This window comes from Qaidamihabitans albus (assembly GCF_016464705.1).
GTDB lineage: Bacteria > Actinomycetota > Actinomycetes > Mycobacteriales > Pseudonocardiaceae > Qaidamihabitans > Qaidamihabitans albus.
Map to the genome: position 1 here is coordinate 1 of NZ_JAEHOB010000008.1, position 13,367 is coordinate 13,367.

The window sequence follows — 13,367 nt, forward strand, 5'->3', positions numbered from 1 at the left end:
ACCGGCAATGTAGCCAGCTACAACACCAACGGAGCAGTCGCTGCGGGCTTGCGAGCCAGCGTGCGGACGTCACGGCTCAGCAAGGTCAACAGCGTGACGAGCACGATCAACGCCGCGCCGCCGAGCAGCGTGGCGTCCCGGCCGAAGTGCTCGGCGAGCGGGCCCGCGGCGACCTCACCCACCGGCAGCGCGATGTACGAGCCGAGCATGTCGTAGGAGTAGACGCGGGCCAGCCGGTCGGCGGGGATGTTCTCCTGCAGCGACACGTCCCACGCGACGACGAACTGCTCCAGCGCCACCCCGGCGAAGAACATCACGAAGATCAGCGGCACGAGTGCCGGGGCCCCGGCGAGCACGACGAGCGGAACGGCGTCGAACAGGGTCACCGCCACGCCGATCCGCAGTGCCCTGCGCGGCTGCCAGCGCGCGACCAGCACGCCACCGGCGAACGCGCCCGTGGTCTCGGCGGCGAGCACGAAACCCCAGCCCGCCCGGCCGATCGTGTCGTCGGCGATCGCCGGGCCGAGGACCACGACACAGCCGGCGATCACGGCGTTGACGACCATGAACTGCGCCACCACGAGCCAGACCCACCGCCGCGCGGTGAACTCCCGCCAGCCCTCGGCGAGGTCGGCGAGGGGCCGCGCACCGCCGGACCGCGGCAGCCGCACCGCTCCGACACCGCGGTAGGCGACGGCCGCGAGCAGGAACATCCCGGCGTTGACGGCGATGGCCCAGCCGGGTCCGGCTCCGGCCGCCAGGACGCCGCCGAGTGCGGCACCGGTGATGCGACCGGTGTTCGAGCCCATCCGCACCAGCGCGTTGGCCTGGGTGAGCAGGCCCGCGGGCACGGTCTGCGGGGTGAGTGCCGCGGCCGCGGGCAGCGAGATCGCGGCGACCGCGCCGTTGCCGAGGCTCAGCGCCACCAGCAGCGGGACCGACGAGAATCCACACAGGACGCTCGCGGCGATGAGGCCCTGCGTCAGGGTCGCGGCGATCTCGGTGCCCTGGAGGATCAGTGACCGGGGCAGCCGGTCGGCGAGCACGCCGCCGAACAGGAGCAGCACCACGCTCGCCAGTGACCTGGCCCCGACGACGACACCGAGATCCACCAGCGAGCCGGTCAGGTCGAGTACCGCGAACGCGAGCGCGACCGGGGCGATGGCGTTTCCGATCTCGGCGAATGTGCGACCGCAGAACAGCCAACGGAAACCACGATGTCCCAGCGGTTCCCGCAGCCGCGGGCTCACCGCCTGCCCGGACGTGTGTCCTCGACCATGTGCGGGGAGTGTTCTCGCAGGTCGGCCGGTCGTCAACGGGTTATCGGGCCGGCGGATCTGCTTCGGCACGTGGCCGCCCGGCGGGGACCGGGTTCGTTCGACGAGGCCGCTGCGGCGATCCGGCATGCCCGAGAACCGGGCGTCAACTTCTTCGACACCGCGCAGGCATACGGCCTTGGATCACCGCCAAGGGCGTGCAGGTGCAGGGCGCCAGCCCCGGAGGCATCGCCTGATCCGCGTCTACCTGGTGGTGTACTCGAGTTCGGCCAGCGATGTGTCGAGGTGGGTCAGGATGCGCTGCAGGTGCGGCACGCTGCGCCGGCAGCCGGTGATGCCGAAGTCGAGGCTGTCGCCGCTGCTGGTGAGCGTGATGTTGAGCGCCTGGCCGTCCAGCAGCACCGACGCCGGGTAGATCCCGTCCAGCTGGGCCCCGTTCCAGTACATCTGCTTGCGCGGGCCGGGCACGTTCGAGATGACGAGGTTGAACGGCGGACGGGTGTGGTTCACGAAGCCCGGCAGGGGCGAACCGCCCAGTGTCGCCACGTTCACGGCCGACAGCGCGAGCATCTGCAGCGGCGAGAGCTCCTTGAACAGCCGCTTGCCGTCCGCCATCGACCGGGCGATCACCGCGAGCCGCTCGGCGGGCGACGACCGGTCGGTGCCGAGGTTGCACAGCAGCGCGCCGATCTGGTTGCCCGCCGCGTCGGCGGAGTCGGAGCGCTTGCGCATCGACACCGGCACCATCGCCACCAGCGGTGCGTCCGGGAGCGCCCGCTGCTCGATCAGGTAGTCGCGCAGCGCGCCCGCGCACATGGCCAGCACCACGTCGTTGCGGGACACGCCTGCGGCCGTGGCCACCCCGCGTACCCGTTCCAGCGGCCACGACTGGGCGGCGAACCGGCGGGCGCCGCCGATCGGCACGTTGAGCATGGTCCTGGGCGCCTGCAGCGGCAGCGTCAGCGCATGCTCGCGGAACGCCTCGTTGGCCACCTTGAACGCGGCGGGCGCCAGCCCCGCGAGCTGGTTCACCGTGCCGCGCGCCGAGCGCAGCAGCTGCCCGGGACCGGGCTTGCGGCGTTCGCGCGGCGGCCTGCGCGAACCCCACGGCGGCGGGCAGTCCATCGCCGTGGGGTCGTCACTGAGGATGCCCTGCAGATGCCGCAGCGCCGCCACGCCGTCCATCACCGAGTGGTGCATCTTGCTGTACATCGCGAAGCGGTCGTCGTGCAGACCCTCGATGAGATGGATCTCCCAGAGCGGCCGGTGCCGGTCGAGCAGTGTGCTGTGCCAGCGGGACGTCAGCTCGAGCAGTTCCCGCACCCGGCCCGGCTGCGGCAGCGCGGAGTGCCGGAAGTGGTAGTTCAGATCGAGGTCGTCGTCCTCGGTCCACGCCAGGTAGCCCATGGTGTTCACCGGCTTGGCGACGCGGCGCCGGAACAGGCTGCGCACGCCGGTGTTCTCCAGCATGTCGTGGCGCAGCTTGCTCAGGTAGTCGGGCCCCGCGCCCTCGGGCTTGGTGAACAGCTGGAGGCCGCCGACGTGCATCGGATGCTCCCGGGTCTCGATGAGGAGGAACATCGAGTCCGTCACTGGCATCATTGGCATCAGCCTCACCTCGCTCGCTCTGCCTGCGCTGTGTGTGCACGCCGAGTGGCTGAGTCTACGCACCTCGCGACGCCCTGACCGTCGCGCGAAACGCGACTATCGTCGGTGACATGACGATCCCGACCGATCCGGAGACGGGTGAGTTCCACCGGGCTCCGAACCACTTCGCCGCCCGCATCACCGCCGACGGCAGGGACGGCTGGCCGGTCGAGCCCGGCCGCTACCGGCTCGTCGTGAGCCGCGCCTGTCCCTGGGCGAGCCGTGGCCTCGTGGTGCGCAGACTGCTCGGCCTCGAGCACGTGCTCTCCCTGGCGGTTGCCGATCCGATCCAGGACGAGCGGAGCTGGCGGTTCACCCTCGACCCGGGCGACGTGGACCCGGTGCTCGGCATCAAGTACCTGAGCGAGGCGTACTACAAGGCCGACCCCGACTACACGGGCGGCATCAGCGTGCCCGCCGTCGTGGACGTACCCAGCGGCAGGCTGGTCACCAACGACTACCCGCAGATCACGCTGGACCTCTCCACCGAATGGAAGGCCCACCACCGCGAAGGTGCGCCCGACCTCTACCCCGAGCCACTGCGCGAGGAGATCGACGAGGTCAACCGCGCCGTGCACGCCGACGTCAACGCCGCCGTGTACGAGGCGGGCTTCGCCACCAAGCAACCCGCCTACGAGGACGCGTACGACCGCCTGTTCGCCCGGCTCGACGAGCTGTCCCGGCGCCTGGAGACCCAGCGCTACCTGGTCGGCGACACCATCACCGAGGCCGACATCCGGCTGTTCACCACGCTGGTGCGCTTCGACGCCGTCTACCACGGGCACTTCAAGTGCAACCGCAACAAGCTCGCCGAGATGCCGGTGCTGTGGGCCTACGCCCGGGATCTCTTCCAGACGCCCGGATTCGGCGACACGGTCGACTTCGACCACATCAAGCGGCACTACTACCAGGTGCACGAGCAGGTCAACCCGACCAGGATCGTGCCGAAGGGACCCGACCTGTCGTGGTGGGCGACGCCGCACGGCAGGGAGGACCTCGGTGGGCGGCCGTTCGGCGACGGCACCCCGCCCGGCCCGCCGCCGGCCACGGAGATCCTGCCCGCCCAGTGGTGAGCGCCCGGTCACGGACCGTCCGCGCCGGGTCGTATCCTCGCCCCGTGTCGCAGACCGGAGCTCAGCGCCTCGTCGAAGTCCTGACCGAGGTCGGCGCGGAGGTCGTCTTCGGCCTGCCGGGGGTGCACAACCTGCCGATCTGGGAGGCGCTCGCGTCCTCGGGCATCCGGCTCGTCGGTGTGCGGCACGAGCAGGCGGCGGGCTACGCAGCCGACGGCTACGCCCGCGCGACCGGCAGGCTCGGGGTCGCGCTGGTGACCACCGGCCCCGGTGCGGCGAACACACTCGGTGCGGTCGGGGAGGCGATGGCCTCGGCGTCGCCGGTGCTCGTCATCGCCACCGACATCCCGTCCACGCTGCGCCGTCCCGGCACGGTGCGCGGCGTGCTGCACGAGACCAGCGACCAGCAGGCGATGTTCGCGCCGGTCACCAAGGCGGGCTTCACGGTCGGCCACCCCGACACGATCACCCCGGTGCTCGTGCGCGCGACCCGGCTGGCGCTACAGCCGCAGAGCGGACCGGTGTACGTCGGCATCCCGACCGACTTCCTGCACGAGGAGGTGGCCCACCAGCCCGGGACGGAGCCGACCGAGAGCATCCCCGCGCTCGGCGTCGAGGACCTGGACCGGGCGCGCGACGTGCTCGGGGCGGCCGAGCGGCCGCTCATCTGGGCGGGCGGGGGTGCGCTGCGCTCAGCGGCTGGCGACGTCCTCGGCGACCTCGCGGAGCGGCTGGCCGCTCCGATCGTCACCACCTTCGCCGCTCGCGGCCTCGTGCCGCCCGACCATCCGTGTCTCGCGTCCAACCCGGTGCACGCGCCGGAGGTCGGCGTGCTGTGGGACGAGGCCGACGTCGTGCTCGCCGTCGGCACCGACTTCGACGGCCTGATGACGCAGAACTGGCTGATGCCACAGCCGCCGAAGCTCGTCGCCATCAACGTCGACGCCGCCGACGCGGCCAAGAACTACCCGCCGGACCTGCTGTTGCGGGGAGACGCGCGGGAGGTCGCCGCATTGCTGCTCGACGGCCTGCCGGAACGGCCGGGGCTGAACGCGCTGAGCCGCAGGCTCGACGAGATCGAGCTCCGGGTGCGGCGGCGGATCCGCAAGGAGGAGCCGCAGGCCGCGGAGTTTCTCGCCGCGCTGGGGGAGACGCTGCCGGAGAACTCGGTGCTGGTGTCCGACATGTGCGTCGCCGGGTACTGGGTCGGTGGCTTCCACCGCATCGCCGCTCCACGCAAGCTCGCCTACCCGATGGGCTGGGGCACGCTCGGCTTCGGCTTCCCGGCCTCGCTGGGCGTCGCCGCGGCCGGCTCGGGGCGGGCGGTGTGCATCACCGGTGACGGCGGGTTCCTCTACGGCTGCGCGGAACTCGCCACGGCGATCCAGGAGAACCTGCCGATCACGGTCGTCATCGTCGACGACGGGGGCTACGGCATGCTTCGCTACGACCAGACCCGCGCCGGGTTGCCACACCGGGGGGTGGACCTCGTGACGCCGGACTTCGTGGGGCTCGCCAAGTCCTTCGGCGTGCACGCCGACCGGGTCGACGGGTTCGGCCGCGCGTTCCGCAGGTTGCTCCGCGAGTTCACCCGTGCCGACGAACCCAACGTGCTCGTGGTGACCGCGGAGCTGAGCCCGCCGCTGAACACCTCGCCACGGTGGTACCGCAAATGACCAGTTCGAGCGGAGGATGACCCGATGGACGACACCCCTGAGCGGATCCTGCGGGAGGCCACGACGATCGCCGTGGTGGGGCTGAGCCGCGACCCCGGCAAGGAGGCGCATTCGGTGCCCGCGGTGATGCAGGCGGCCGGGTTCCGGATCATCCCGGTGAACCCGGTGGCCGGCACGCTGCTCGGCGAGCGCGTGTATCGCAGCCTCACCGACATTCCCGAGCCGGTGGACCTGGTGGACGTGTTCCGGCCCTCGGCGGAGGCGGCGAGCGTGGCCCGCGAGGCCGCCGCCATCGGGGCGAAGGCGCTGTGGTTGCAGCAGGGCATCGTGTCGGCGGAGGCCCGCGCCATCGCGGCGGAGGCCGGCATGGACTACGTCGAGGACAGGTGCGTGGCGGTCGTGCGCGCGGTCGCCGGAATCCGGAAGGAGAGCAACGACTGATGCGCGACATCTACGTGGACGGGGCCTGGATCCCGTCGGCAGGCACGGACGGGATCGACGTGGTCAATCCGGCCACCGAGGAGGTCATCGCCACCGTGCCCGCCGGGTCGGCACGGGACGTGGATGCCGCCGTCGCCGCGGCCCGCGGGGCGTTCGACGGCTGGGCCGCGACGCCGGCCGAGCAGCGCTGCGGCTACGTCGGCGAGATCGCGGACGCGCTCGAACGGCGGCGCGACGAGATCGCCTCCGCGATCAGCGCCGACATGGGCTGCCCGATCAAGATCGCGCAGCTGGTGCAGGCGAGCCTGCCGATCACGGTGGCAGGCACGTTCCGCGACCCGGCCCTGCTGCCCGGGCCCGAGGAGATCGGCAACTCGCTCGTCGTGCGCGAGCCGATCGGTGTGGTCGGTGCGATCACGCCGTGGAACTACCCGCTGCACCAGGTCGTCGCGAAGGTGGCGCCCGCGCTGGCCGCGGGCTGCACCGTGGTGCTCAAGCCGAGCGAGGTCGCGCCGATGGCCGCGTACCTCTTCGCCGAGATCGTCGACGAGGCGGGCGTGCCCCCGGGCGTGTTCAACATGGTCAGCGGCACGGGACCGGTGGTCGGTGAGGCCATCGCCGCGCATCCGGACGTCGACATGGTGTCGTTCACCGGCTCGGCGCGCGCCGGGGCACGCGTCTCCGAGGTCGCCTCCGGCACGATCAAGCGGATCGCGCTGGAGCTGGGCGGCAAGTCGCCGAACGTGATCCTGCCCGGCGCCGACGTGGAGAAGGCGGTCAAGGCGGGGCTGAACAACGCCTACCTCAACGGCGGGCAGACGTGCACGGCGCTGACCCGGATGATCGTGCACCGCGACCAGCGGGATCAGGTGCTCGACCTGCTGAAGGCAGGTGTCGCGAAGTTCACCGTCGGCGATCCGAGCGACCCGGCCACGCGGCTGGGGCCGATGGCCTCGGAGGCGCAGCGCGACCGGGTGCGTGGCTACATCGAGCAGGGCATCGCGGAGGGTGCCACGCTCGTCTGCGGCGGACCGGACGCACCGGAGGGCGTGGAGAAGGGCTTCTACGTACGGCCGACGGTGTTCGCCGACGTGACGCCGGACATGACGATCGCGCGTGAGGAGATCTTCGGTCCCGCGCTTTCGGTGCTCACCTACGACACCGAGGACGAGGCGGTGGCGATCGCCAACGACACCCCGTACGGGCTGGCCGGAGCGGTGTGGGCGGGCGAGACCGAGCACGCGACCGCCGTCGCCAGGCGGCTCCGGGCCGGGCAGGTGGACGTCAACGGCGGGGCGTTCAACCCGCTCGCGCCGTTCGGTGGCTACAAGCAGTCCGGTAACGGGCGCGAGCTCGGCCGGTTCGGCGTGGAGGAGTTCCTGGAGACGAAGGCCATCCAGCGCTGATGCGGCCGCTGGACGGACTCCGCGTGCTCGATCTCTCGCGCGTGCTCGCCGGGCCGTACTGCACGCAGTACCTCGGCGAGATGGGCGCGGACGTGATCAAGGTCGAACCGCCGTCCGGGGACGACACGCGTGGCTGGGGTCCGCCGTTCGTCGGGGAGACCGGCGAGGCCGTGTACTTCCTCGCGGCGAACCGGAACAAGCGCGGCATCGTGCTCGACCTCAAGACGGAGCGGGGCCGGGAGGCGCTGCGCAGGCTCGCCGCAGGGGCGGACGTGCTCGTGGAGAACTTCCGGCCCGGCACGCTGGAGAAGTGGGGCCTGGACTACGAGCGGCTCGCCGAGTCGAACCCGCGGCTGATCCACGTGTCGATCACCGGGTTCGGCCAGACCGGTCCCTACCGCGACCGGGCGGGTTACGACCTCGTCGCGCAGGGCATGGGCGGCGTGATGGGGCTGACCGGTGAGCCGGACGGGCCGCCGGCGAAGGTGGGTCTGCCGGTCGCCGACCTCAACGCGGGCACGTGGGCGATCATCGGGGTGCTGATGGCGTTGCAGGCGCGGCACGGCACCGGCCGTGGGCAGTACCTCGACGTGTCGCTGCTGGACGCGCAGGTGGCGTGGCACGTCTACGCGGCAGGGGCGCACTTCTACGACGCGCCGCGGCCACGGCGGATGGGCTCGGCGCACCCGAGCATCGTGCCGTACCAGGCGTATCCGGTCGCCGACGGCTGGCTGAACGTGGCGATCGGCAGCGAGAAGCTGTGGCGCCGGTTCTGCGCGGTGCTGGGGCTGGATATCGCGGAGGATCCCCGGTTCGCGAGCAACGCGGCGCGGGCGGCGCACCGGGAGGAGCTCAACGAGCGGCTCACGGCGGTGCTGCGCACACGGACCGCGCACGAGTGGATGGCCGACTTCGACGCCGCGGGCATCCCCGCAGGGCCGATCAACACGATCGACGAGGTGTACGAGGACGCGTGGGCGCGGGAGCGGGAGCAGGTGGTGCGGCTGCCGCATCCGGGCATCGGTACCTATGTCGGCACGGGCTTCCCGGTCAAGGCTTCGGCCACCCCGGTGGCGCCCACCTCGGCGCCACCGACCCTCGGCCAGCACACACACGAGGTGCTCGCCGAACTCGGCTACTCGGACCAGGAGATCGCGGAGCTGACTCGTGAGTGCGGACACGAGTTCTAACTCGTGTGCTCACTCACGAGTCAGGAACAGGAAGTGGCCGACGTCGACCAGGTTCAGGACGTCGCGGACGCCGGGCGGCATGGCCCGCCGGGCCTCGTCGCGCACGACGCGGGGCTCGGTGAGCCGTACGCTGCCGCCGCGGGTCCGGAGGTCGCAACCGCCCGCGGCCACCACGTTCCGGACCCAGTCGGCGTCCGGGCCGTACGTCAGCGGCACGACGTAGCCGTCCCGCGTGCGGAAGACGTTGACCGGGGTCCGGTAGAGGCGGCCGGAGCCGCGGCCGCGATGCGTGACGACGCCGAATCCGGGCAGGGCGCCCGCGAAGGGCCGGGTGATCCTGTTGGTCACCACCCGGTTGAACCGGGCCAGTCGGCGGGGAAGCACCACGGCGACCACGATAACCGTGCGACAACCACGCCGCAGCGAGTTAGCCTGTTGCCATGCCGTTTCGTTGACGCACTGTCCCGCTCCAGGCCCGCCCGCTCGTCCGGCTGACGCTCGGCTGGGCCCTGCTCGCGGACAGCGTTCCGATCTACCCGCTGTACGCGCTGCTGTTCGCCGACACCGGCCTTTCGCATGCCGAGATCTCGGCGCTGTTCGCGCTGTGGTCGGTGGTCGGCATCGTCGCCGAGATTCCCACCGGTGCGCTCGCCGACCGCTTCTCCCGCCGGACTTCGCTGGTCGTCGCCGGGTTGCTGCAGGCGGCCGGTTACGCGCTCTGGGTCGCACTGCCCGGTTTCCCCGCGTTCGCGGCCGGCTTCGTGCTGTGGGGACTCGGCGGTTCGTTCGTGTCCGGAGCCCTGCAGGCGCTGCTGTACGACGGCCTCGTCGCGCACGGCGCGCAGCGGCACTACGCACACGTGTACGGGCAGGTGGAGGCCGTGGGCCTGCTCGCGCAGCTGCCTGCCGCCGCCGCGGCGACCGTGCTGTTCTCACTCGGCGACTACGAGCTGGTCGGCTGGGTCAGCGTGGCGACCTGCCTCGGCGCCGCCGCGCTGGCGTCGCGGCTGCCCGAGCCGCCGCGCTCGGCAGGCGAGGAGCCGGACACGGGCTACCTGCCGACGTTGCGTGCCGGAGTTGCCCAGGCCTTCGTGCGTCCGGTGGTGCGCCGGGCGGTGCTCGCCGTGGCGCTGCTGACCGGGCTGGACGCACTGGAGGAGTACTTCCCGCTGCTCGCGCAGGACTGGGGCGTCGCCACGGGGGTGATCCCGCTGGCGATGGTGGCGATCCCGTTCGCCGGAGCCGTCGGGGCGGCACTCGGTGGTCGTGCCGGCCGGCTTGGCCCGGTCGCGCTCGGCCTGACGCTCGGCGCCGGAGCCCTGCTGCTGGCGGGTACGGGACTCGCGGCACATCCGGCCGGGCTGGCCGGTGTCGCCGTGTTCTACGGCCTCTACCGGATGGTTCTCGTCGTTGCCGACGCGCGGCTGCAGGACCGCATCGAAGGGCCCGCCAGGGCGACGGTGACCTCCGTGGCCGGGCTGGCGACCGACCTGGCCGTCTTCGTCGTCTACGCCGCGTGGGTGCTCGGGGCGGTGCTCGCGGCGGCCACGCTGGTGTTGCTGGTGGCCGCCGCGCTGCCGTACGCCCTTCGCGCGCCCCGGCCGGGTTCCGAGCCGGCCGGGGCGCGCGAGGGCAACCGGCCGGTACTGCCGACGTGACCGCGAGTTCCCCGCCTGGACCCGCGAGTTGTGCCCTCGAGCCGGCGAGTTGCCCGCCTGAACCTGCGAGTTGCCCGTCCGGCGGCCCTCAACGTGCAACCCGCGGGCCTGGATGCAGAACTCGTGGGCTGGAGCGGGGGACTCGCGGGCTTATCCGGCCGCCGCGGACATCGTCGCGAAGTTCGCGCGGTACTGGTCGTACAGCTTCCCGATGTTGGTCTGGATCATCGCCTCGTCGTTGCGCCGCAGGGAAGTCTGGTTGAAGTTCGGGCTGCCGGTGAAGACCCGCCTGGCATTCCGGTCGCCGTCGAACTCACCCTCGACGAGCAGGTACTTCGAGTGGATGCGGCCGGGCAGCGCGCGGGCGTCGTCGAGCTCGTACAGCTCGATGTCCGGACCGGCCGAAAGGACCTCCCGGACCTCGGCGTCCAGCTTGCCGTGCACGACGGCGACCGAGCAGCCCTCACCGGCGAGCTCCGCGATCCGCTCCGCGATGGCGATCCGGTAGGTGTCCCATTCGGACATACCGATACGGACGGTGGTGCCGCCTGCGCAGCCGACCTTGGCCAGATTCTCGACGATCGGGTCGCCTTCCGCCCTCGGGAAGAAGTACGCAGTCACCGCGCCGCCCCGCATGCCGGTCGTCACCTCGCGGTAGTAGTCGCTCGTCCGCCGTTCCGCGGCCAGGTCCTCGAAGTACGAGCCGTACGCCTGGAAGAGGCGGGTGTTGCCGACGAACGTCGTCGCGTTGTTCCAGTACGTCGACGAGTTGAGGTCCGTGAAGTTGGCCGAGGACTGGACGACCACATCGGACCTGCCGCCGGTGCGCGAGAACAGGTAGAACTTGTTGTGCTGCCCCTTGTTCCCGATGCACGCCGCGGTGTTGCCCTCCGGGGAGAGACCCGTGCAGACGTGCAGCCAGGAGCGCCGCGTCTCGTCGGTGCCGATCTCGTCACGCAGCGCGTGCACCGCGGGGTTGTCGACCTGCCAGCCGTCGAGTACGAGTTGCACGTCCACGCCTCGCCGGTGCGCGTCGATGAGCTCGTTCGCGAAGTCCATACCGGCGTCGCCGGAGATGACGAAGTGGGCGATGCGGATCCGGGAACCGCTCGGCGCCTGGTGCACGAGATCGCAGATCCGCCGCACGATCGCGGTCGGATCGCCGGCGGCCGGGTCGTTGAACACGGCGCCGGTGGTCACCGGGGTTACCGGGGCGTCGCGGCACGGCCGCACGCTCTCCGCCGCCGTGGCACCACCGGCAGGCGCCGAGACGATCGCCATCGCGAGCGCGGCGGTCAACAGCGACGACAGCGGCAACAGGACTGACTTGACACGCATTGATCGTTTCCTTCCGTCCGGGGCCACGTTGCCCGGGAGCCGATAACGGAGCACCAACAACCGGTGAAGGTCAGCGGCCGATCAGGAGACCGTCGTTGTGGAAGAGCTTCGCCACCGAGCCGAGCTCGTCACATTAACGTTAAAGTTAACGTTAATGTAGGCGGCGACCAGACGTTACTTGTCACGATCTGGCGCTGTCAAGGTTCGCCAGGTGAAACGAAGGGCGTGGCCATTTCGCCTGGCGCGACCGTTGACTCGGATGCGGCGGCAAGTTAACGTTCATGCGACTTCAATTAGCGCTCACGTTAACGTTCATCTGAGTGCGCCTTCTCCTTAGGAGCATGAGACCTTGGGTAAGACCGATGACGCGGCCCTTGCCGGCCACCTGCGGCGGGCGATGCTCGACGCCGACCCGGCGCTGTCCCGTTTCAACCCGCTGTCCCGCATCCTCGTGTTCGACCAGTTCGACTCGGGCACGCACGGCTGGACCGAGCTGATCGGCAACCACGACGGCGAGGGCAACCTCGACACCGTCGACGACCACATGCGGGACTTCCGCCCGCCGCAACTGAGCTCCTGCACGTTCTTCGACGTCGGCACGCACGGCGCGATGAGCGGGACCTACGCGCTCAAGGTCGCCACCCGCCCGATCGCCGGGCACACCGCGGTGGCCATCCGAAGGCTGACCATGGCGAAGAAGGGCCGGGTGCAGTTCGAGACCTACTTCACCTACAAGGCCGAGGCGGCCTCGGCCGAGAACGGGGCGGCGAACCAGGCCGGCGCCGGGGAGTGGGACGGCAACATCCACCCCTCCGAGCAGCAGTTCGGGGCGTTCACCGTCGCCACCGACATCTGCGACGACCGCGGCGTTCGCTACCACTGCGTCGCGCGATACCAGAACACCGATCTCGACAACCGGTTCACCCGGCGCTGGATGTACCCGGTCGTGCCCGAGCCAACCCCTCGCGAACACCTCGAGGGCAAGGCGAAACTGGGCCGCACCGACGACTTCACCGCGCCGAACCCGGACGACTGGCGGTATTTCGGCGAACCGCAGTCCTTCTGCTACAACGAGGTTCCGACCAAGGTCAACTGGCACTACCTGCGCTGGCAGATCGACACCGAACTGCAGCGCAACGTGGAGCTGCAGGTCAACGACCAGGTCTTCGACATGCGAGACGTACCCGTGCCCGCATACGCGGAGCGCTACGACGCGCTCGACAACCTGCTCAACTTCTACGTCAGCACGCGCACGCACACCAATGTCAGGAACTTCCTCTTCCTGGACTCGGTCCTCGTCTCGGTGGATTGGTAGGTAGGTCTACATGCGACAGTCGCAAGCCGCGGTACTCGAGCGTTACCGGATCCTCGAAGGGGAGTTCGCCACCGAGCCGTACGAGGCAGGCTGGGCCACCGAGGCACGCTGGTTCGTGCAGGTGCTCAGGTCGTCCAGCCCGGACACCAAGCTGGTGCTCACCACGCAGATCTCCCCGGACGGCCTGCACTGGTGCGACGCCGGGGATCCTCCGCAGGTCGCCGAGGGGGAGGGAATGGTGTCCTGGCCGGTGCGGGAGTTCGGGCAGTGGCTGCGGGTCAGGGGATCCGTCGAGGGAGACGAAGGCTCGGTCAAGGTTCTGATCTACCTCACGCTCAAGAGCTGA

Annotated in this window: 12 protein-coding genes; 8 read left to right on the forward strand and 4 right to left on the reverse strand. The window is 70.7% G+C overall.

The genetic code is table 11. The annotated features are described in order from the left end of the window. Window positions 1-17: 17 nt before the first annotated feature. Together JAP66_RS16810 and JAP66_RS16815 are read right to left on the reverse strand one after the other, a co-directional pair. Complete coding sequence (locus JAP66_RS16810; protein ID WP_199432712.1) at window positions 18-1,250, reverse strand: MFS transporter; 1,233 nt, start codon at window positions 1,248-1,250, stop codon at window positions 18-20. Window positions 1,251-1,520: 270 nt separating this feature from the next. After that, window positions 1,521-2,885: a WS/DGAT/MGAT family O-acyltransferase gene (locus JAP66_RS16815; RefSeq protein ID WP_199432713.1), complete on the reverse strand. Its 1,365-nt coding sequence runs from the start codon at window positions 2,883-2,885 to the stop codon at window positions 1,521-1,523. Window positions 2,886-2,995: 110 nt separating this feature from the next. Between JAP66_RS16815 and JAP66_RS16820 the strand changes: the two genes are divergently transcribed. The 5 genes from JAP66_RS16820 to JAP66_RS16840 are packed head-to-tail and all read left to right on the forward strand — an operon-like array spanning window position 2,996 to window position 8,710. Then, the gene (locus tag JAP66_RS16820; protein ID WP_199432714.1) at window positions 2,996-3,997 is read left to right on the forward strand and encodes a glutathione S-transferase family protein; all 1,002 of its coding nucleotides are present in this window, start codon (window positions 2,996-2,998) and stop codon (window positions 3,995-3,997) included. 44 nt (window positions 3,998-4,041) lie between these two features. Next, the gene (locus JAP66_RS16825; protein ID WP_199432715.1) at window positions 4,042-5,673 is read left to right on the forward strand and encodes a thiamine pyrophosphate-binding protein; all 1,632 of its coding nucleotides are present in this window, start codon (window positions 4,042-4,044) and stop codon (window positions 5,671-5,673) included. A gap of 24 nt (window positions 5,674-5,697) precedes the next feature. Beyond that, window positions 5,698-6,114, forward strand: coding sequence for a CoA-binding protein (locus tag JAP66_RS16830; protein ID WP_199432716.1), 417 nt, complete (start codon window positions 5,698-5,700; stop codon window positions 6,112-6,114). Beyond that, window positions 6,114-7,520 carry an aldehyde dehydrogenase family protein gene (locus JAP66_RS16835; RefSeq protein ID WP_199432717.1) on the forward strand — a complete coding sequence of 469 codons (1,407 nt, stop codon included), beginning with the start codon at window positions 6,114-6,116 and terminating at the stop codon, window positions 7,518-7,520. Before JAP66_RS16830 ends, JAP66_RS16835 begins: the two co-directional genes overlap by 1 nt. After that, entirely contained in the window at window positions 7,520-8,710 is a 1,191-nt protein-coding gene (locus JAP66_RS16840) for a CaiB/BaiF CoA transferase family protein (RefSeq protein WP_199432718.1), read from the forward strand. The genes JAP66_RS16835 and JAP66_RS16840 overlap by 1 nt, the downstream gene beginning before the upstream one ends. Window positions 8,711-8,719: 9 nt before the next feature. On the opposite strand, the gene JAP66_RS16845 is transcribed toward JAP66_RS16840, so the two are convergent. Continuing rightward, window positions 8,720-9,097 (reverse strand): nitroreductase family deazaflavin-dependent oxidoreductase, encoded by a 378-nt coding sequence (locus JAP66_RS16845; RefSeq protein ID WP_199432719.1) that lies wholly within the window; start codon window positions 9,095-9,097, stop codon window positions 8,720-8,722. Window positions 9,098-9,249: 152 nt separating this feature from the next. Here JAP66_RS16845 and JAP66_RS16850 point away from each other — a divergent pair, with 152 nt between their 5' ends. Continuing rightward, on the forward strand, window positions 9,250-10,368 hold the full coding sequence (locus JAP66_RS16850) for an MFS transporter (RefSeq protein ID WP_268963251.1): 1,119 nt from the start codon (window positions 9,250-9,252) through the stop codon (window positions 10,366-10,368). 150 nt (window positions 10,369-10,518) lie between these two features. On the opposite strand, the gene JAP66_RS16855 is transcribed toward JAP66_RS16850, so the two are convergent. Then, window positions 10,519-11,706, reverse strand: coding sequence for a phospholipase D-like domain-containing protein (locus JAP66_RS16855; RefSeq protein WP_199432720.1), 1,188 nt, complete (start codon window positions 11,704-11,706; stop codon window positions 10,519-10,521). 349 nt (window positions 11,707-12,055) lie between these two features. Between JAP66_RS16855 and JAP66_RS16860 the strand changes: the two genes are divergently transcribed. Next, window positions 12,056-13,021 (forward strand): DUF6772 family protein, encoded by a 966-nt coding sequence (locus tag JAP66_RS16860; protein WP_199432721.1) that lies wholly within the window; start codon window positions 12,056-12,058, stop codon window positions 13,019-13,021. Between the two features lie 10 nt (window positions 13,022-13,031). Further along, on the forward strand, window positions 13,032-13,367 hold the full coding sequence (locus JAP66_RS16865; protein ID WP_199432722.1) for a hypothetical protein: 336 nt from the start codon (window positions 13,032-13,034) through the stop codon (window positions 13,365-13,367).

Coding starts and splice junctions, on each gene's coding strand:
- JAP66_RS16835 (WP_199432717.1), top strand. CDS start 6,114: ATGCGCGACATCTACGTGGACGGGGCCTGGATCCCGTCGGCAGGCACG.
- JAP66_RS16815 (WP_199432713.1), bottom strand. CDS start 2,885: ATGCCAATGATGCCAGTGACGGACTCGATGTTCCTCCTCATCGAGACC.
- JAP66_RS16830 (WP_199432716.1), top strand. CDS start 5,698: ATGGACGACACCCCTGAGCGGATCCTGCGGGAGGCCACGACGATCGCC.
- JAP66_RS16840 (WP_199432718.1), top strand. CDS start 7,520: ATGCGGCCGCTGGACGGACTCCGCGTGCTCGATCTCTCGCGCGTGCTC.
- JAP66_RS16865 (WP_199432722.1), top strand. CDS start 13,032: ATGCGACAGTCGCAAGCCGCGGTACTCGAGCGTTACCGGATCCTCGAA.
- JAP66_RS16855 (WP_199432720.1), bottom strand. CDS start 11,706: ATGCGTGTCAAGTCAGTCCTGTTGCCGCTGTCGTCGCTGTTGACCGCC.
- JAP66_RS16820 (WP_199432714.1), top strand. CDS start 2,996: ATGACGATCCCGACCGATCCGGAGACGGGTGAGTTCCACCGGGCTCCG.